The following is an 18,081-nucleotide window of genomic DNA, read 5'->3' as shown; positions in this document are numbered from 1 at the left end:
ATGGATATGTGTATGAAATGCGAAATTAAAAATGCATTAAAAGGTGCATTAGCTAATGCTGCAGGTTTAAAAATTACTGAGGAAGTTATCGGGAAAGCAACGGAAGCTCAGTTAAAAAAATTACAAGCTGCGGATGAAGCGGAGAAAGCTATTAAAAAACAACTGCAAGCTGAATATAAAGCTGAGATTGCTCCTATTCGTGAAAAGTATGTAAAACGAACTGAGGAACTATTAAAACCAGTTTTTGAACGTCATGACGCTGCTTGTATAGAAATTCAAAATGCTTTAGGTATCAAAGAAGACGACGATGTATCAATAGATCTTGGAACAGGTGAAGTTACAAAAGAAGTTATAAAAGAAAAAGAATCAAGCAACCTTCACTAATGCGCCATATTGTTGAAGGCGGAATTACTTTAGATACAACGTTACGCAAAGCACGAAAAAGCAGAGGTGAGAGTATGAAGTTTCTATATTTCGGTGATCCACATATACGAGGTACAAACCCTCGTAATCGTAAGGATAACTACAAAGAGGCATTAATCGCGAAACTACGTGAGATTTTCGCTTTAGCAAAATACAAAGGTGTAGCAGCAATTATCCAACCTGGAGATACGTTTGATAGGCCAGAGGTTACGACAAGCGTGTTACTAGAATTCGCAAAGGTATTGAAAGAGAGTCCAGTTCCAATTTATACAACAGCTGGTAATCACGATATTTACGGCTACAATCTTGCAACGTATGAACGAACAAGCCTTAGAGTACTGGAGTTAATCGTCCCGCAGCTTACAGTCATTAATGATCCTGGCCAAGCTCATATGTTTCACCAAGACGGTAATCACGTCCAGTTAACATTTACACCGTACAGTGATCAAATTGATAAAGCTGGTTATGGTTATTCGCCAGAAGTTACTGAAGATTATGAATCAACTAAAATACATGTAGCACACGGAATGCTACTAGATCACGATCCACCTTTTGATCGGTACACAAAAGTACAAGATGTAAAAACAGCTGCGGATTTGGTTTTGTGTGGACATGACCATACAGGTTTCGGTATTTATAATCGTTCGGATGGAAAAGTGTTTGCGAATATCGGTAGTATCACACGTTTATCGGCTTCGGAAGCTGAGATTAATAGACCGATACAAGTACTTCTTATTGATGTAAAATCACCAGGAGTTTTTGACTTAGAACGGATCCCACTTCAAAGTGCAAAACATGGTGAAGAAGTACTTGATCGTAGCCGGATTGAAGCGGAGAAGAAGCGTGCCTACGCAATGGAGGAGTTTGCTTCATTGATTCAAACAGAAACGGGAGAAGATGTGCTAGTTGATATTAATACGATTGTTGAAAGCATTGCCAAGACAGATTGTATTAATCCTGATGTAGTAGAAATAGCGTTAACGAAAATAGCGGAAGTAAAGGAGGGATTACGAGCATGATTGTAAACAAACCGCAGTTTGATGAGAACGAACTAGGCGAAGGTACGGCGGTACAGGTCACAAGTGGTAACCCATTTGGACGCCCTAACTATAGCAATAATAAACATGATTGGAATGCTGTAGTAGTAGAGTTTTCACCGCTGATGATAAGCGTAGCTGGTTACAACAAAGAGGAACATGATCGAGTAGAAACGATGAACATAACAATTGACTCAATTGTTAAAGAGCACGTGACGCTTAAAAAGTTAGTAGTAGAACTACCAAAAATTCAATGTGAGGCGGGGCCAGAAAATGACTGAATTAAATAATGAAATTCTTAGTTTACAAGAGGAGCATGGGAAAGAAAAGCTACTTGCAGCGGCAACCAAGATTTTAGGCAAGAAAGTACCGACTGACTATGTTCGAGTATTAGATCCACTTGAATTACAAGCATCCTTACAACAAATTGATGCTGCAGTACAGGATGTTCTTGAAAAAGGTAAAGCACGTGAAGAAGCTTATGGGAAAAAAGCAGACCTAATTAAGCAAAAAGTGAAGCTGAAAACTGCAGTAGAGCTAAAAGAAGCAGAGGCATTTATGCAAATTCAAGGTGAGGGACGTAACCAATACGCTTATGTGAATGATCAAAAAGTGGCTCTCACGAATGATACGTTACGTGATGCGTACCGCCTGCATTACAGCAAAGAAGAACGTCAACAACTTACAGACGTAGAGCAAGAGTTAGCGTCCATTGATATCAAAATTTATCAAACAAAAGATGCTTGGGAAACAGCTAAAGAATCAGCGGATCTTGTAAAAGCAAAAGCTTATGTACAAGCGAATCTACTGAAGTTTTTGGCATAGGAGGTTGCTATGGATCCAAAACAAACAGCAATGAGAAATAAACAGCGTGAACGTCAGCAACGTGGGGATGATTTCCAAGCTGAAATCAGAAGAAGCTGGAGAGAAATTCCGAATGTATGGCGTATGAGAATTGCAGATGGTGCAGGTGCAACTCGTCCAGGTGACGAGATTGTAATAACACCTGAAGTAAATATATTAGCTGAAATGAAACGTACAGAGAGTCGTAGATTTTCACTAGATTATATGAGACCGAATCAGATTCTCGGGCTACGGGATTTTGATCAAATTATTGATAGAAATTTAGGTTTAGTGTTTATCAGTTTTCTAAATGATAGCAAAGGGCTTGACGAGGCTTATGCGTTCAGACTTATTACAGCTCTTATTCATATGAAAAAACGAAACGTGAACCATATAAAACTTGAAGAATTTCAAAGTCAGACGGTTCCCTGTTTACCACTTCCAAGACTTACATACCATGAACCTTCTTACGATTTATCGGAGGTGCTCACTTGCTACAAATCTTTGTAAAACACAACATCCGAATAAGAGGTGCTAGTACACCTCTTAAGGCGGCAATTACTAAGACGCTAACATTTGATAATCCAGCGTATTTGAAAGCAAAAAAACAACGTAGACCTACATGGGGTGTACAAGCAAAACTTGAATTGTTTGTACATGACAGAGGCGATATTGTTACGCCTCGAGGTTTCTTGTCAAAGCTAGAAGAGGTACTGACAAACTTAGGTTACGACCCAAGTAAAGTTATTACCTCACAGATTTCATATGGCCGAGATGTTAGTTTCGGGGAATGGGATGACGGGTTTGTATTAAAAGAGGACCAGACACCGATGGTTGAAGCACTTATGCAAGAAAACGGAATAGGTGTAGCACCGGCTGGTTCAGGTAAAACCGTAATGGGCATGCGCTACATTTACGAAAAGGGTAAAGCAGCATTATGGCTTACGCATACAAAAGACTTAATGTATCAATCCGCAAAGCGAGCTAAGGCTACAATGCCTGATATCGGTCGTATCGGATTTTTCGGTGACGGCGTGCATGACTGGGGAGACGGTAAACTAATCGTTGCTACAGTACAAACCTTGCAGCGAAATCCACAAATAATCGATGCACTAAATGATTTTATCGGGACGGTAGTAGTGGATGAAGCCCATCACTTTCCAGCAATACAATTCATTGAAACGGCTGGGAGGTTAACCGCTGAGAATATGATTGGTCTCACCGCAACACCTTCCCGAAAAGATGGGTTGGAAATTTACATGTACAACGGTGTAGGTCCAAAAGTGTACGAGATTAGCAGAGACGGAATGTATGAAGCTGGGAGATTGATAAAACCGGAAGTGAAATTTGTATATACCGAGTTCAATTACGAGACGGCAAGTAACCGTAACGAGATTGATAGTGTAGATGCTGGTGGAGAAGATCTCGATTATACAGACCTAATTCGTCACCTTATTTCAGATAAGAAACGTGCGAAGCTAATCGCTGAAAGTATCGTAGAACATTATCCATTAGGAACTGCGATAGTTATTACGGAATCTGTCCGGTACTGTTTTGTCTTACAACAACTCGTACAAAAATTATTGAAAGAACGTTACGGAGATACGTATTACGGGAAACAGATTAATACCGCTGTAGTACACGGAGGTATTAGTCGCTACACCTGGAGAAAAGCAAAAAGCGAGAAACATGCACAGCAGCTTATCAATAGTGGTCATGCGGTAGATAAAAAGCAAGGTAAGTACGGTTGGCAGGTAAAGGTTGCTCAGTATTCAGAAAAAGAAATTCGTGAATGGCAAGTAACAAAACAACAACGTAAAGACATTTTAGAAGCTTGCGACCGAAAAGAAGTAGATATTTTGTTTGCCACTCAGTTAGCGCGTGAAGGACTGGACATGCAGCATTTAGTAGTTGGTCACATGGTAATGCCGAAACGTGGTGACTCCCGTGAGAGTAATAGCGGTTCATCAGTAGAGCAAGAAATTGGACGTATTATGCGTCCAGATCGGAACAATCCGGATAAAGAAGCATACTGGTTCGATTACGTTGACTACAATGTTGGAGTATTTAAGGACCAATATCACAGCCGTAGGAAAGTATACAGCAGAATCGGGCTAACGGTACCAAGAAAGCCGAAAACAGAACGCGATACAGTGGCTGACTTCTTAAATGATATGCCTTGGTGAAAGGGGTGATAACGATGAAAAAGTACGAATATGTGGGTGCGCTTTATGAAATCACAGAACTAATTGCTTCAGCGAAAGAGGTGGAGTAAGTGGGTTTGAAAGAAACAGGTCAAAAAATCGTTAAAAAAGTGATAAGGGTGTTTGCAAGAGGATCCGGTAAAAGTCTATCTCTTCAACGAGGAATCCCGATAATGGTTGAGGTTCCGGAATACGATTCGAAAGATTACAAGTTTTCGTATAACAGAAAAGTAACTTATCAAAAAAAGAAAAGCCAAGCAAAACGAAAAGCATGGAAAAAACATGGCCTACAGGGGCGCGGGAGGAAAAAATAATGACACAAGAAACAAATCAAAATGAAGTAGTGGTACAAAATAACGCGGTGGCGAAAAGAAACGATGGCAGCAATTATATTTCAGCAATTTTAGAAGAAACAAAGCAGGGATTCGTTGAAGCGAATAACGGTCTTGATATGGATTTCGTCCGTATGGGCGAGTGGTTAACGGTTAACAAGAAAGGGAATTTCGTAGAAAAAGATGATGAAAATGTAATGTACGGCGACAATATTGATGTAGTAATCGGATACGGTGAGCAACGTTGGTCTGTATGGGGGAAACAAGATTCTCCTGAAGATGGTCAGTTGATCGTGGCGGAAAAAACAAAAGAAGATGCGGAAGTTGTATTCAATCAATGGCTAGCTGAAAACCCTCAAGCAGAAGAATGTTATGAATTAGATGATATTCAACTTCGCTATATGGCGTCAGTTGTTCCAGTATCAACGTTAAGCCCAGAAGACTTCCCTCGTATCTACTTAATGAGCTTTAGCCCAACAGACACAATTATTTTCGGGCGTTTTGCGATGAATGTGTATACAGGGAAATATAAAGCTCTAGGTGTTCCGTCTAAATTAGGTGTCAATAAAATTGTTACACGCTTAGTAACAACAGAACGTAAAAGTCGTACAAACGCTAGTAACCAGTGGATCGGTATCGACTTCCAGCCTGTAGGTGTATTTAAACCAGAAGATTACGGAATTAACGTAGAAGAAACAGAACAAGCAGAAAAAGCTTCAGAATAATTAAGGAGGGCGTCTACAAATGGCAAAAAAGAAAGACAAAACAAGTGAGTATCAATATGTAGACGCATGGTACAGCAATCAGAACGGTAGAAGCATTCCGTGGAAACGAATCCCTTCCTCTGAAGTGAAGCAATTCCAAACGGGAGAGGCATTCAATTTCAATTGCTTTGCTACAGTTCAACGATTTGCGAACGACACAAAAGTAAAGGGGGAGGCATTTATTGCTCCCCTATATTTTGACCTTGACCATGCGGAAGACCCATCAGTCAGCCAAAAGGATGCAATAAAGCTGGTGGAATTTTTTACGAAAGAGATGGACATTCGTGAATCGGATATGTGGATTTACTTTTCTGGATCAAAAGGATTCCACATCTTAATAAGCTCCGATGCGCTCGGTATTGAACCGAGAAACGACCTTCATAAAATCTTCAAACATATGGCTGGGTATTTAGTCCATAGATTAGGACTCACGTCATTAGACCTTGTGGTGTATACAGAAAAGCGGATGATTCGTTTACCGAACAGTATGCATCAAAAAACAAACCTATTTAAAACAGAAATTAGTGTAAATGAGTTAAACAAATTAACACTGGAAGAAATTAAAGATTTAGCGAAATCACCAAGACATGCTGACGATCTACCTTATACGGCAGAAGAACGTAAAAAGGCAATGAAATACAGACCTCGTACAGGGTATTTACTAATAAATAAGACAGAAGAATATGAACAAGCTGCAGCAACGAGTGCTCGTAAGTATGCGAAAGAAGAATTCCAGTTTAAGAAAGATAAACCGCCGGCATGTGTAGTTGATATTTTAAATGGTGGATGGAAAAAAGACGGTGACCGAAACCAGGCAACAGTACAGCTTGCATGTTATTTCAAAGATGCTGGTTACACGAGAGAAGAAACAATGAAAGAGCTGGAAGACTGGGTGCTTAAATTTACATCTGAGGATAACGAGTATGGTAAGCAACAACGTGTTGCAAATACGAGAAGTGTGATCGATGCGGTATACAGCGGTGATAATACATACAAATTTGGTTGTGCGTTTATTCGTTCGCTACATGGCGAAAAGAAACCAGGAAGCAAAGAATATGAACGTGTAGCATGTGCCGGTGATATGTGTCACTGCATTAAGAAGAACGCTGAGGAAGAAGAAAATGCAAAGTTACTTCATCTAGCAGAGACAGGCAATGCGGATCTTACTGGAAAGCTCGTAAAAACACGTGTCATGGTTGCAGGGAAAAAGCATACGCCTTACATCATTCCGAAAAACATTGAGTACCATTGCTGGGGCAGAGAAAGTTGTAAAAAGGTACATTGCCCTCTATACGACATCCATACACATACAGGATATAAAGACCTGGGCGTAAGTGATCGGGAAGTTATTCAAATGACAGGTGTAGGTGACGATAATATAAAAGGTATTTTACGAGAAATATCAGGCATTCCAAATTGTCCGAAATACAATACCGATATTTTAGAAAACATGAACGTTGAAGAGTTGCTTGTAATCCCGATGGCTGAAGAAGATGACGAAAAGCAAGAGCAGCATAAAGGGAATTATGTACTACGAAAAGTGTACGCCGTAAATGGACTAAACGTAAGTGAGAATAAGTACTACGAATTAACAGGTTATGTATACCCACATCCAAAGAATCAGGAGTCAACACTACTTGTAAAGAGTGCGGTACCGCTTCAGGATGTGGTTGAAAGTTTTGAGCTAAATGAACAAGTGAAAGAAGATTTAGCAACATTTCAGCCGGCAGATTATACAGCAGAATCAATTGAACAGAAACTAGGAGCAATTTGTAACGATTTAACGTACAACGTAACACACATCGTAGAACGTGATGAGACATTACTTGCAGTATTGCTAACGCTTCATAGTGTTTTACGTTTTAAAGTACCGTGGGATTTAAATCCGTTACGCGGATGGGTGGAATTAAAAATAGTAGGTGACACAGGTACTGGTAAGTCTGCGCTCATTGAAAAAGTAATGAAATATGCAGGGCTTGGAACACGAGTGAATGCGGAAAGTACTTCTCGTACAGGTCTAACGTACAAAATGGAACAGTCAGGTGCTCAAGGTGCATGGTACATCGTTTGGGGTGCATGGCCGTTAGCGGACAAAGAAATGATTTGGATCGATGAAGATACAGGTATTACGAAAGATGATTATGGTGAAATGACGCTTGCTCGTTCTGACGGGAAGCTGGAAGTAAAACGAGCTGTAACAGCTGAAACACCTTGTAGAGTACGTGCCATCATGTCAGGGAACGTACCGAAAGGGAAACGACTTGCTGATTACTCTCAAGGCGCAGAAAGTTTAAAAGATATTTTCAATAACGAGGATATACGTCGTTTTGACTTTGCAGTTTTTATGAGAGCGAGTGATGTGGATCCTGAGTTGTACAACCAAACGCTTGCTACGTATCCATCGATTATACAGAAGGATACTTTGAAAAATAACATCTTATATGCTTGGTCACGTAAGCCGGAGGACGTGCTATTTACAGACGGTACGATTGATAAAGTACTGGAGGTTGCGACAGACCTTGCGAAAGTATATGGAAATGCGAATGACATACCACTTGTTTCTCCTTCAGATCAGCGGAATAAAGTAGCAAGATTAGCAGTTGCACTTGCAGCTCTTACGCATTCAGTTGATGAATCAGGCGAAAGAATTCAAGTTTGGCCGGGACACGTTGAGTTTATTGGGGAGTATTTAAAAGCTTTATACAATGCTCCAGGTTGCGGCTTAAATTACTATGCTCGTTTAGCAATAAAAGAAGAAGAAATGACAGAAGAAAGATACCAGAAGTTTACGGCAGATCTTAAGAAAATCGATACGTTAACAGGCGAAATGAAATTCTATGAGTTTATCAAACTGTTCGCTCAGCAGAAGTATTTACGACTTGGTGATGTTGAGGCGATGCTTTCTATCGATAAAGAAGAAGCGAAAGCAATCGTAAATCAATTAGCGAAAATGAGGATGATTCTTTTAACAAGCGGTGGTTATCGAAAAACACCACGCTTTAATGCCTACATTGCGTATTGCATGAAGAAAGGACTCTTTGATCATATACAGGATGAGTACTACTAATTATATGGACAAGCACTACAAATATGACTGGAAGTGAAAATATGAAACTCGGAAGTTTATTTGGAAGACCTAAAACATTAGCAAGTAGTAAAAAACAGGTACCGGTAAAAGAATCAAAACTAGCGGTTGAAATGGAAAAAAAGAAAAAGCCGGGACAATTCGATATTGTTTGGCCAAAAGTAGAACCGCAGCAAGTGAAAGATTATAAAGCGATTCTTACAGTCTCAGAGTTAAAGAAATACTTAGAACGTTGTATACAAACAGGTAAAGTAGGATTCGACTGGGAGACTGCAGCAAGTAAAGAAATTAGAGTGCATTATAAAAAGGCGTTTGAAGATATAGAAGAAGCACGTACTACAGGGATTATCGATGATAAAGAAGCGGAAAGCCGAAGTGAGAGCTTAGAAAAAGCGTATTTAAAAACACCATTGGATCCGTGGAAAGGTGAAATTTGTACGGTATCGCTGTCAGCGGCGGCACACGAGTCAAGAGTTGTTCCAATCTCACATAAGGTTGGCCAAGTATTTGAACCAAGTATGGATAGAGATGAAGCTAGGAAATTAGTTCTAGATTTGCTTGATGAATACCTATTTAAAAATGAAAAGGTATTAAAGATTGCGGTCAATTTGTCTTTTGAAACGAAATATGCAGCGAAGTACGGTAAATACATTTTAGGAAAAGTAGCAGATCCATTGATTATGTGGGTACGGTGCTTACAAATCGCAGCACCTCAAAAGATTAATAACCCGAAAAAACCTACAAGCGGATGGGGTTTAAAACCAGCTACGAAACACATTTTTGGTGTAACGATGAACGACTTTTCAGCCCTTTTAAAGAAATACAAGGTCAATTTCTTTGACGAAATTGATGCGAGTAAAGGTGAAGGGTTGCTTTACTCAGCTGAAGACTCGGATTATGCTGTGCAGCATTACGAATATTGGTCTCAAATTGCAGCTCAAATTCCGCGATATGAGGAATGGCTTCATAAGATTGAAATGCCATTCACACGTGTTATCGGCCTTATGGAATATTGGGGGATGAATTGGGATCCAAACCTTGCAACGCAAAAGAAACAAGAAGCAGAAATTATGCAAGAGCAAGCGGCTGAACGTATTAAACAAATCGCGAAAGAAACGTTCAATATTGATATAAATACCGGTAAATCAGGTAAAACGAACGAAGTGAAAAGCTTAATGTTTGATTACTTAAAAATACCGATTGCCAAATATGGAAAAACAGGCGCGAGTCTTGATCAAGAGGCGCTTATCGATATGGCATTTATGCTTGAAAACAAGCTGAACGATATCGACGAGGAAAAATACCTCGGTGTTTCATTACCTGAAAATTGGGAAAATATCGATCCGGAAAAGGATCCTACTTTAGATAAGCTAGAACGCGGAGCGATTCGTATTGCAAAACGTGAACCGCATCCCTATAAAGAACAGGCACTAGAAGTTATTGACCAGCTAAAGAAAATACAAAAATACACGACATTACTTTCTTCGCACATCATAGGACGTGAAAAGTACTTGAACTTTATGAGTGGACGGATCCATGCAGGGTACAGTCCATTCACAGAAACAGGACGCTTAAACAGTTTTAATCCGAACGGACAAAACGTTCCTAGACCTGATAATGACGAGTTTAAAATAAGAAACTTCTTTGTACCTAAACCAGGAAAGATATTATTCTTCATCGACTTCTCGGGGTTCGAACTTCGCCTAATGGCATGGAAATCAGGCGATGAGGTCATGATTGAGTTATTTAACACAGGTGGCGATATGCACCGTAGAACCGCATCTGTAATGACTGGAAAGTCTGAGGCTGAAATTGTAAAGAAAGAACGTACAGATGCCAAGGCTGGCAACTTCGGTATCTCTTATGGCGGTACGGAACACGCTCTACAGTTCACATTTAAAACGAAATACATGATTCGTAAAACATTAGATGAATGTGCGCAGATCGTGAATGCCGTTAAAACAGCGTACAAACGCATACCAGAGTATCAACGCAAGATTGTTTTAGAAGCACGGGAGCAAGGCTATGTACAAACAATTTATGGATATATGAGATTACTACCTGGCATTAACAGCGCGAATAGAAGAGATCGTGGCTCTGCTGAAAGACAAGCAGCAAATACACCAGTACAAGGAAGTGCCGCTGACATTATGAAGAAAGTACAAAATGAAATTTATGAATCTATCGGTAAACAAGAAGGCGTACTTTCTCATGGAAGTGCCGATATGATTGCACAAATTCACGATGAAATCATTTTTGAAATAGATGATGATCCGGAAATTGTAGTTGCAGTAGAAAAACAAATTAAACAAGTTATGGAGCAACCTCCAGTACCAGGATTTCCAGTTCCGATTGAGGCAGAAGGAAGTGTAGGTTATCGATGGGGCGAGAAAATGAGTGTTGAGTCCTGGCTTAAACAAAGGGAGGAATAGCATGTGGGAAGAGGAGAGGGACCACGTAAATCATTATTTGCGAAGCGTCATGCAACAGCATTACCACGTGTAAAGCCGGCAAGAATTGTAGGAAGTATTGCTGGAGAACCGTACAACATGGTTTGGGTAGTAAGTTCATTAAGAAAAGATAAAAAGACTGGTGTGCTAGACCCAGTACCACAAGATCCATACGCAGAATTACTACTTAGCAGTTGCTTTAAAAAATGGAGGGAAGAAGATGAACGCCTTGAACCGTCAACAACGCCGGGCGAGTGAACGTGAGAGAAAGAAAACAAGGGAGCGGCAAAGTTTTCACAGAGGTGAAGTGCAGCAAGTATCCCTTTTATCGTATAAAGATGGCCGAACATTAGCATTACGTGCAGTAAAAGAAGTGTTAGGTTTGGGTCCGGTACGTTTAGAACGTGTACAGAAGCGATTAGAAGAACTAGAAAACGAGAATTTCAATGAACTATTTTTAGAGCATTTAAGAAAATAAAAAGCTGTAGGAAGGATGTGCGATTGTGGGTGGTAGACAGCAAGGGAAGGGGTACGAAAATCGGAAAAGTGATCGGAAGATGGAAAGATTAAAACGTGAAATGGTTAAGCAAAAAAGGAAAGTAGCAAAAGGTGAGCCACGAAAGGCGGTAGTGTATTTGGACAATTCGGAGCAACAATTAAAAGATGTGATGCAAGAGAATCGTGATTTGCAGTTAGAAGTTGACTTATACAAGTCTCAGGTGAAAGTGAAAGACAATTACGCAAAACGTGTATTGAAAGAAAATAACGAATTACGTGAGAAGAATAAAAGTTTACGAAAGAAATTCCTTGCATTAGTAGTTTCCTATATGATCGCAGCGACAATCGTAAGTTTAGTAGTACTAGGATGAGTATCTTGTATGCTGTGAAATTTGTTGTGGGCAACAAAGCATATGTAGATTTAGTCACCGCAGATAACAAAATACAAGCGATGAAAATTATAAGAGAAGAACGACCGAGCTGTTATATCGATTGGGTAAAGGAGGAGTTATAGTGCGTCAATTAAACGATAATAAGGTTTTCAAAGATGATAATGAGTTCTGGAAAGAAGTGTACTACTACATGGAAGAGCACAACTGTTATAAGGATGAGGCTGTAAAGGTCGTGGAGGCTCAGCTCAATAGTAAGAACGAGAAAAGAGTAAAAATTATTGAAGCTGTAAAAGAAAAGTTGATTTGTGCGGGAATACCTGAAAAGGACTCTTTAAAATTCGCAGAAACTGCACCCTTTGTTAATTCCTTAACTGGTGCCAGTGTTGAAAGAATGGTCAAAAGTTTTATAGATTTGTTTAAAAAAGGGGAGCGTGCAAAACAATGAACATCACTCATTTATTCCAGCTTCAAAAAGACCTGGATAACAAGATTGTGGAAAAACGTAGTTTACAAAACGTTCCATTGTTTCAAGAAAAGAAATTATCATTTCGTGATGAACTAAGTGAATTGCTTCATATGTGGCGCGGTCATAAATTTTGGAGTGAAAATAACAAGCCGATTACAAAAGGTGTACGTAACAAAGGACAAATGATGGAAGAAGATAAGGTGTACTACAATCCGTTATTAGACGAATTTGTTGATGCACTTCACTTTGCTTTATCGATTGGATTAGAACGTGAATGGAATAAATATATTGATGCCTTTGTAGTGCGTAATAACAAAGGAAATACAAAAACAGAAATTATCGATGTGTTTAACGATTTATATGAAAACAAATTATGGACTGCAGCACATTACATGACCTTGATGAATGACTTGGCTTACTTAGGTGCAGCGCTTGGATTTTCGGCTATTGAAATTTACAACGCATATATCGAAAAAAATAAAATCAATCATGATCGTCAGGCATCCGGGTACTAAAAGGAGGCGAAATGGTGGGGAAAGTTATTCTTTGGACAAAAGAAGAAATAGCGTATCTGGAGGATTCCTGGGGGACATATAGCATTAAAAGTATTGCAAAGAAGTTAAATCGCACTGTAAATGCCATAAAACTAAAAGCAAATCGTATAGGGTTAAGTGATCCACGGTTACATTTTAACGGGCTTACAGTGCTCCAATTAGCTGATGTATTACAGATAAATTATAAAACAATCGAATCGTGGTATGAGAGATTCGCATTTCCTATAAGACTAAAGCTATTTGCAAAAACTCAAAAAATAAAGGTTGTTTACTATAAGGACTTTTGGGATTGGTTAAAACGACATAAACAGGTAGTTGATTTCTCAAAAGTTGAATATGGGATTTTAGGACCTGAACCCGAATGGATGAAAGGGAAACGTGATGCGGATGTGTATAGAAGGAAAAAAGAGAGAGAGCCTTGGACCAAACAAGATGAATTATTACTAAGAAGTATGGTCAAAGCGAATTGTTATACGTATTTGTATATCGCGAAACGACTCCAGCGAACAGAAAGTGCAATAAAGAAAAAACTGGAGGAGCTTGGGATCCTCGAGAGACCTGTAGAAAGTCAGGCATCTTATACAGAAGATGAAATACGAATTAGTTTAGAACTATTTGAAAAAGGTTACACGGTAGATGCAATTGCAGAAAGGTTTGGGAAAAGTGCATTAACACTTGTTGGTTACTTAGAAAGTAAGGGGTATCGATTCAGAGCAAAAATGGTGATAAAGCCTGAGAACCCCGTGTTTTAGATTTCAATTAAAAAAGGCTAGGATTTCTCCTAGCAAAAGAGTTATGTCGTACAAAAAGGTACTTGTGCGCAAATCAGGTGTTTGCAAATTCATTATATAACGTTTCTTGGGTAGTTAAGCTGAATCACAGCAATCTTTACGTAAACTTTACATGATATTGAAGATTTTGATAGCGATCAAATTTGAATTTTGTTTAGAAATGGAGATGAGAAAGTGGAGATTAAATATTGCAAGAAAGATTGGATTTTTTAATCTTGTAAAAATCAATAGTTTCAAAACTATAAATAACGAGTAAAGGCTACCGATTAACAGTAGCCCTTAGATGATTCGCTATTTGTACAGATTTTCGTCAATTCCTTTGATTTTCAACCTCGTTACTGTACTGGGAAATTCTCATCCTGTTCTATGGTTGAAAAAATAGCACATTGACTCTGACTTGCATCATACATGCGTCGTCCATGTTCACATCAGTGAGCCGCATTCGGCATACGATATCGTCACCCTCTACCCAGGTAGAGGCAAGCAGTTGTCCCAGTGGCCGTTCGCGCAAATTAGGTGCACTCAAATTCCCATCAGTGAAGGCACAGTTGATTGAGCTTAACCCGACAAAAGTCCAGTTTGCCCCCGCCGGTCGAGTTACACGCTTTCTCTGTTCCATGGTGCGACCGGGTTTCAGATGAGCGGGACCACTTTCGTTATGAAAGCCGAATTCAACTATGGTTCCACCCAGAACTCGACCCACATCCGTTATAGATTGGACTTCACGTGGAAATGTTTCGTCTTGAGGCGCGTAATCCGCAACCTTAGATTCATCGAATATCTCTGTCATAATTCACACTCCTTAGAATTGAATAAATACCTTACATAATAATAGAATGCCTCAATTTAAAGTAAATATTCTATAAGGGAGCGATTGTTAAGAAAAACAGGTAAAAAGCCAGTTGAAGTAAGAAATGAGAAAAAAGATATGATGCGTAGTAATGCTTTATAAGAAGAATCTATTAAATTTTGGTAGAAATGCAGTTTTGCGTATGACGAATGGGATGTTACATTCACAATCATTGTAATTGTAGGAATAAATGTTTTATAACAAAAGCGTTATTTGAATAGAAAATGGCAGCTGAAAATTCAAGGATGAATCAGCTGCCAATAAAGTAGTTATTAAATCTTATTATTAAGCTTTTAATTTGAATGTTTGCTCTTATTTCGAGAAGAAATTATACCGAAAATAGTACCTGACATTGCACCGATTAAAGTTGGTAAGAGTATACTCCATGCTGCAAAAGACATAATTAGACCTCCTAATAATAAAATGTTGTGACTATATATTTTATTATATCGTAATTTAAGGATTTAAAGTTAGGAAATCTTAGGAAATCAAACAAAATAGTTATTTTGGATAGAAAGTGAGGGAAGTGAATTGAGTGAACTGAAAGAACTTGAACGGGTTGTAGTAGAGAATTTAGGGGACGGAACGCAAATAACTCGACTGCCTAATGCAGAAGAAATGATGAATAAAATAAATGAATTAGTAAGACATACGAATCGACTGGAGCAGAACAAACAGAGTAAACCTATTAAGCCGGTGGGTACCGTTAAAGTAACGAGAATTTAAAACTGAACAAAATTCTTATTTTAACAGGAAAGGGAGAATGGAAAATGGATAAAGCAAAAGTAATTGAGTTAATAGCACAAGTGGTTTTTGATGCTTCTGAGAGTGGTAAGAATTACGGATGGATGTGCGAACCGGATAACTCTTTAGATAAGTTAGGCGAAGAACTGGACGTTAGTAATGAAGAAATTTATGACACTGTATTAAAACTGAATGGTCCTGATCCAGTTGCGATCAGTAAAACGGAAGAAGGTACTTATAAAAGGATTTTAGTAGAAATGCATTATCCGTGGGATATGATTAAAGATTGGTCAGAAGAGAAGTGTGAAGCTGAAATAGAGGCAATCGATGGTGCGGATGTAATTTAATAAAATTTTTATTTGAATCGGGGGAATTAACATGGTCTATGAAGTTATAGATTATTGCACTAAGTGTGAGGAGAAATTAGAAAACTGTGAGTGCGAATGTAGAAAGTGCGATGAGTGGCTACACGATTGTACATGTGACGAAACAACATAAAATCGTTATTTGAACAGAAAGGCGGATCAAGATGATAAAAGTAACTAAATCGGATAAATATGATGAATTACTAGCTCGTCACAACAAACTAATGGAGGAAGATGAAGAATTTAGAAAGGCTGCAAAGAGTCTCACATTTCCTGTCGGGAAAAAGTTAGAACTAATTATCGAGATAACTGATGAGTATCACAGTTATAATTTACAAAATTTAATGAGAGGTACTCTGGAAGGATCTGAATTACTAGGATTTCAGGTTAATGAGGTTGTTTTGTATCCTGAACTGCGGAAGAAAAATGAAATGAAACAAATTTTAAATAAGGTACTCCAGGATATTGATAATTATAGATTGTAATAAAAAACGCTATTTTTAGAAAATGAGGGGATCTAATGGATTTTATGTATGTAATTTACACAATAGATACTATTGATCAAAAAAGTAATGTATCTATTGTTGTAGATGAAGAGAATGCTCAAAAAGCAATTTTAGGGTTAAGGGCTAACGGAATGAATGCAGGGTATGAAAAGTTAGAGGTATGGAAACAGGTTAATTTAATTACGAAATGATTCTTAATAAAAACTTCTTTTAATAGAAAGGACTGGTAAACATGAGCCTAAAGAAAAAGCTGGGAAACATCATCTGGCACATTGAAAATAACCGCGGGGTTATAGGTGATACAAAGGTGCTAGATCAAGTGCTTGAGAGCTTAAAAGGTTTAGAGAGTGAACTTCACGTTACACCCATGACATTAGAAAGCGTAAAAGAAAGTGGCAAACAGTTTTCTACAGGATTTATGAATGGTATTAACTTAGTACAAGCAAGTACTCCAGTGCAACCTAGCCATACGTTTAAAGAGGGAAAACCACGTTTTTGGTACGGAAAGCATAAAGGCCATAATAAATGGGATTTAGCAAAAGACTATTTTCAGATGTCTAATGATGCGTTCTTTGATCATTACGGATTTAATTTTGTACCAACTGGTCGGCTTTATGATGAAGCGAAAAGCTTTTTAGCAAGACAAGAAAACGTATTTAGAGGGGGAGCAAGATGAATAAAACAGAAGCAAATAAGCATTTTCCTTTATGGAAAGTTGAACTAGGTGAGCATGTGTACGGGAGAGATTCGGGAGCTCCTTGGTCAGATCCGGAGAATGACATCAGAAAAAGTGGATCCATTAAATATTATTCCAAAGTAGATGTTGATAGTGAATGGGAGCTAGAGTATTCAGAGGGAATGGGGAATTTTGATTATGCCCTACACAAAGCGGCCCTCACATTATCTGAGTTGCAGATGCGTCATGGAATGGAACCAAAAGAAAATACATCGATGTTCGAGTATAACGATAAGATGTTTGTTTTTGAGCATTGGTGCGCTGATCAGAAGTGTGTATGCGGTAAGGCTATCGATGAGTATTACAACGATTACGAAGAGGATAATACTGTAAAAGCAGACATTATTAAATCTACAGTGTTCTTCTATGATAAAGATTGTCTGGTTATGAAGAACGGAAAGTTCTACCTTAATGGGAAAATGGTAGGAACGAAAGAAGAAATAAAGGAAAAATATGGTGTTGATTATTACCAAGCAGAGATGATGTATCCAGAGAATATAAGGAAGAAATTCTGTGAGTTATTTCCAGAAGCAACTTCATATTATTCTTGGTCTGCAGCCGGGTACTTGAATAAGTTAGTTGAAAAATAAAAGAACAGTTAGCAAAAACTAACTGCTCAATTAGAGAGAAATACAGTCATGGATGAAAATCATGATGTATAAATATTGTATCCATAATTTTATGTTTTATTCGAAAGAAGAGGGAGAAAAATGAAACCTGTAAAAGCGAAATGTGAAGTATGTGAGCACGTGTTTCGTGTTCAGATGCTCGTAGCGCGATTATCAAACCGTGTGGACAAGCACTATTTTATTTGTCCAAGCTGTAAAACAGAATTTGTAAGTTATTATTCGAACCGTGAAATGAGACAGCTGCAGAAAGAAATTTCGAAATTATACAACGGTTTCCGTAAATGTTTTACGAAAGAACAGGCAAAGGTGATCCAAGCGCAAATCGATAAAAAAGATTTAGAGTTTAAGTGGTTACGAGATAAATTGCGAACAGAAATTGAAACGAATTTACCAAATTAAAGGGGGATAAAGT

Annotated in this window: 24 protein-coding genes; 23 read left to right on the top strand and 1 reads right to left on the bottom strand. The window is 38.5% G+C overall.

What is annotated here, in order from left to right; all coding sequences use genetic code 11:
* The first annotated feature begins 6 nt into the window (after positions 1–6).
* The 16 genes from GBN78_RS11575 to GBN78_RS11500 all read left to right on the top strand — a co-directional run bounded on the left by GBN78_RS11575 (position 7) and on the right by GBN78_RS11500 (position 13,800).
* The gene (locus tag GBN78_RS11575) at positions 7–384 is read left to right on the top strand and encodes a hypothetical protein (RefSeq protein ID WP_030025140.1); all 378 of its coding nucleotides are present in this window, start codon (positions 7–9) and stop codon (positions 382–384) included.
* On the top strand, positions 384–1,442 hold the full coding sequence (locus GBN78_RS11570) for a metallophosphoesterase family protein (protein ID WP_152127415.1): 1,059 nt from the start codon (positions 384–386) through the stop codon (positions 1,440–1,442). Before GBN78_RS11575 ends, GBN78_RS11570 begins: the two co-directional genes overlap by 1 nt.
* Positions 1,439–1,741, top strand: a complete 303-nt coding sequence (locus GBN78_RS11565; RefSeq protein ID WP_000636791.1) for a hypothetical protein — start codon at positions 1,439–1,441, stop codon at positions 1,739–1,741. The genes GBN78_RS11570 and GBN78_RS11565 overlap by 4 nt, the downstream gene beginning before the upstream one ends.
* The gene (locus GBN78_RS11560) at positions 1,734–2,285 is read left to right on the top strand and encodes a hypothetical protein (RefSeq protein ID WP_000137796.1); all 552 of its coding nucleotides are present in this window, start codon (positions 1,734–1,736) and stop codon (positions 2,283–2,285) included. The genes GBN78_RS11565 and GBN78_RS11560 overlap by 8 nt, the downstream gene beginning before the upstream one ends.
* Before the next feature lie 9 nt (positions 2,286–2,294).
* A complete protein-coding gene (locus GBN78_RS11555; protein WP_000371313.1) occupies positions 2,295–2,813 on the top strand; it encodes a M48 family metalloprotease in 519 nt (172 codons plus the stop codon).
* 83 nt (positions 2,814–2,896) lie between these two features.
* The gene (locus GBN78_RS11550; protein ID WP_030025147.1) at positions 2,897–4,489 is read left to right on the top strand and encodes a DEAD/DEAH box helicase; all 1,593 of its coding nucleotides are present in this window, start codon (positions 2,897–2,899) and stop codon (positions 4,487–4,489) included.
* An 89-nt stretch (positions 4,490–4,578) separates the two neighbouring features.
* Positions 4,579–4,821 carry a hypothetical protein gene (locus tag GBN78_RS11545; protein ID WP_030025149.1) on the top strand — a complete coding sequence of 81 codons (243 nt, stop codon included), beginning with the start codon at positions 4,579–4,581 and terminating at the stop codon, positions 4,819–4,821.
* The gene (locus tag GBN78_RS11540; protein WP_152127414.1) at positions 4,821–5,564 is read left to right on the top strand and encodes a hypothetical protein; all 744 of its coding nucleotides are present in this window, start codon (positions 4,821–4,823) and stop codon (positions 5,562–5,564) included. Before GBN78_RS11545 ends, GBN78_RS11540 begins: the two co-directional genes overlap by 1 nt.
* A gap of 19 nt (positions 5,565–5,583) precedes the next feature.
* Positions 5,584–8,670, top strand: a complete 3,087-nt coding sequence (locus GBN78_RS11535; protein ID WP_098368718.1) for a DNA primase small subunit domain-containing protein — start codon at positions 5,584–5,586, stop codon at positions 8,668–8,670.
* A gap of 23 nt (positions 8,671–8,693) precedes the next feature.
* A complete protein-coding gene (locus tag GBN78_RS11530) occupies positions 8,694–11,120 on the top strand; it encodes a bifunctional 3'-5' exonuclease/DNA polymerase (RefSeq protein WP_030025155.1) in 2,427 nt (808 codons plus the stop codon).
* A 3-nt stretch (positions 11,121–11,123) separates the two neighbouring features.
* Positions 11,124–11,396: a hypothetical protein gene (locus tag GBN78_RS11525; RefSeq protein WP_152127413.1), complete on the top strand. Its 273-nt coding sequence runs from the start codon at positions 11,124–11,126 to the stop codon at positions 11,394–11,396.
* Positions 11,359–11,616, top strand: coding sequence for a hypothetical protein (locus GBN78_RS11520; RefSeq protein ID WP_080598401.1), 258 nt, complete (start codon positions 11,359–11,361; stop codon positions 11,614–11,616). Before GBN78_RS11525 ends, GBN78_RS11520 begins: the two co-directional genes overlap by 38 nt.
* A gap of 25 nt (positions 11,617–11,641) precedes the next feature.
* Positions 11,642–12,007 (top strand): hypothetical protein, encoded by a 366-nt coding sequence (locus GBN78_RS11515; protein ID WP_030025158.1) that lies wholly within the window; start codon positions 11,642–11,644, stop codon positions 12,005–12,007.
* 142 nt (positions 12,008–12,149) lie between these two features.
* Complete coding sequence (locus tag GBN78_RS11510) at positions 12,150–12,473, top strand: hypothetical protein (protein WP_152127411.1); 324 nt, start codon at positions 12,150–12,152, stop codon at positions 12,471–12,473.
* Positions 12,470–13,009, top strand: a complete 540-nt coding sequence (locus GBN78_RS11505; RefSeq protein WP_095021666.1) for a dUTP diphosphatase — start codon at positions 12,470–12,472, stop codon at positions 13,007–13,009. Before GBN78_RS11510 ends, GBN78_RS11505 begins: the two co-directional genes overlap by 4 nt.
* Before the next feature lie 11 nt (positions 13,010–13,020).
* The gene (locus GBN78_RS11500; RefSeq protein WP_193224734.1) at positions 13,021–13,800 is read left to right on the top strand and encodes a hypothetical protein; all 780 of its coding nucleotides are present in this window, start codon (positions 13,021–13,023) and stop codon (positions 13,798–13,800) included.
* A 403-nt stretch (positions 13,801–14,203) separates the two neighbouring features.
* Here the strand turns inward: GBN78_RS11500 and GBN78_RS11495 are convergent, their stop codons facing one another.
* Positions 14,204–14,629 carry a hypothetical protein gene (locus tag GBN78_RS11495; RefSeq protein WP_152127407.1) on the bottom strand — a complete coding sequence of 142 codons (426 nt, stop codon included), beginning with the start codon at positions 14,627–14,629 and terminating at the stop codon, positions 14,204–14,206.
* Positions 14,630–15,220: 591 nt separating this feature from the next.
* Here GBN78_RS11495 and GBN78_RS11490 point away from each other — a divergent pair.
* The 7 genes from GBN78_RS11490 to GBN78_RS11465 all read left to right on the top strand — a co-directional run bounded on the left by GBN78_RS11490 (position 15,221) and on the right by GBN78_RS11465 (position 18,068).
* On the top strand, positions 15,221–15,415 hold the full coding sequence (locus tag GBN78_RS11490) for a hypothetical protein (RefSeq protein ID WP_021729053.1): 195 nt from the start codon (positions 15,221–15,223) through the stop codon (positions 15,413–15,415).
* A gap of 44 nt (positions 15,416–15,459) precedes the next feature.
* Positions 15,460–15,780, top strand: a complete 321-nt coding sequence (locus tag GBN78_RS11485) for a hypothetical protein (protein WP_063675340.1) — start codon at positions 15,460–15,462, stop codon at positions 15,778–15,780.
* 182 nt (positions 15,781–15,962) lie between these two features.
* Complete coding sequence (locus GBN78_RS11480; protein ID WP_152127404.1) at positions 15,963–16,283, top strand: hypothetical protein; 321 nt, start codon at positions 15,963–15,965, stop codon at positions 16,281–16,283.
* Positions 16,284–16,318: 35 nt separating this feature from the next.
* The gene (locus GBN78_RS30165; protein ID WP_193224733.1) at positions 16,319–16,495 is read left to right on the top strand and encodes a hypothetical protein; all 177 of its coding nucleotides are present in this window, start codon (positions 16,319–16,321) and stop codon (positions 16,493–16,495) included.
* Positions 16,496–16,536: 41 nt separating this feature from the next.
* Positions 16,537–16,980, top strand: coding sequence for a hypothetical protein (locus tag GBN78_RS11475; protein ID WP_152127402.1), 444 nt, complete (start codon positions 16,537–16,539; stop codon positions 16,978–16,980).
* Complete coding sequence (locus GBN78_RS11470; protein WP_152127400.1) at positions 16,977–17,630, top strand: hypothetical protein; 654 nt, start codon at positions 16,977–16,979, stop codon at positions 17,628–17,630. The genes GBN78_RS11475 and GBN78_RS11470 overlap by 4 nt, the downstream gene beginning before the upstream one ends.
* A gap of 120 nt (positions 17,631–17,750) precedes the next feature.
* Positions 17,751–18,068, top strand: a complete 318-nt coding sequence (locus GBN78_RS11465) for a transglycosylase (RefSeq protein ID WP_152127398.1) — start codon at positions 17,751–17,753, stop codon at positions 18,066–18,068.
* The last annotated feature ends 13 nt before the right edge of the window (positions 18,069–18,081 follow it).

The organism is Bacillus sp. B2-WWTP-C-10-Post-4 (genome assembly GCF_009183805.1).
GTDB lineage: Bacteria > Bacillota > Bacilli > Bacillales > Bacillaceae_G > Bacillus_A > Bacillus_A cereus.
Note: the sequence above shows the minus strand (reverse complement) of the source record. Positions and strands in the feature narration are given on the sequence as shown.

Excerpts from the sequence above, each read along its gene's own strand:
- GBN78_RS11575 (WP_030025140.1), top strand. The coding sequence starts at position 7 with ATGTGTATGAAATGCGAAATTAAAAATGCATTAAAAGGTGCATTAGCT.
- GBN78_RS11570 (WP_152127415.1), top strand. The coding sequence starts at position 384 with ATGCGCCATATTGTTGAAGGCGGAATTACTTTAGATACAACGTTACGC.
- GBN78_RS11565 (WP_000636791.1), top strand. The coding sequence starts at position 1,439 with ATGATTGTAAACAAACCGCAGTTTGATGAGAACGAACTAGGCGAAGGT.
- GBN78_RS11560 (WP_000137796.1), top strand. The coding sequence starts at position 1,734 with ATGACTGAATTAAATAATGAAATTCTTAGTTTACAAGAGGAGCATGGG.
- GBN78_RS11555 (WP_000371313.1), top strand. The coding sequence starts at position 2,295 with ATGGATCCAAAACAAACAGCAATGAGAAATAAACAGCGTGAACGTCAG.
- GBN78_RS11540 (WP_152127414.1), top strand. The coding sequence starts at position 4,821 with ATGACACAAGAAACAAATCAAAATGAAGTAGTGGTACAAAATAACGCG.
- GBN78_RS11535 (WP_098368718.1), top strand. The coding sequence starts at position 5,584 with ATGGCAAAAAAGAAAGACAAAACAAGTGAGTATCAATATGTAGACGCA.
- GBN78_RS11530 (WP_030025155.1), top strand. The coding sequence starts at position 8,694 with ATGACTGGAAGTGAAAATATGAAACTCGGAAGTTTATTTGGAAGACCT.
- GBN78_RS11520 (WP_080598401.1), top strand. The coding sequence starts at position 11,359 with ATGAACGCCTTGAACCGTCAACAACGCCGGGCGAGTGAACGTGAGAGA.
- GBN78_RS11505 (WP_095021666.1), top strand. The coding sequence starts at position 12,470 with ATGAACATCACTCATTTATTCCAGCTTCAAAAAGACCTGGATAACAAG.
- GBN78_RS11500 (WP_193224734.1), top strand. The coding sequence starts at position 13,021 with ATGGTGGGGAAAGTTATTCTTTGGACAAAAGAAGAAATAGCGTATCTG.
- GBN78_RS11495 (WP_152127407.1), bottom strand. The coding sequence starts at position 14,629 with ATGACAGAGATATTCGATGAATCTAAGGTTGCGGATTACGCGCCTCAA.
- GBN78_RS11485 (WP_063675340.1), top strand. The coding sequence starts at position 15,460 with ATGGATAAAGCAAAAGTAATTGAGTTAATAGCACAAGTGGTTTTTGAT.
- GBN78_RS11480 (WP_152127404.1), top strand. The coding sequence starts at position 15,963 with ATGATAAAAGTAACTAAATCGGATAAATATGATGAATTACTAGCTCGT.
- GBN78_RS30165 (WP_193224733.1), top strand. The coding sequence starts at position 16,319 with ATGGATTTTATGTATGTAATTTACACAATAGATACTATTGATCAAAAA.
- GBN78_RS11475 (WP_152127402.1), top strand. The coding sequence starts at position 16,537 with ATGAGCCTAAAGAAAAAGCTGGGAAACATCATCTGGCACATTGAAAAT.
- GBN78_RS11470 (WP_152127400.1), top strand. The coding sequence starts at position 16,977 with ATGAATAAAACAGAAGCAAATAAGCATTTTCCTTTATGGAAAGTTGAA.
- GBN78_RS11465 (WP_152127398.1), top strand. The coding sequence starts at position 17,751 with ATGAAACCTGTAAAAGCGAAATGTGAAGTATGTGAGCACGTGTTTCGT.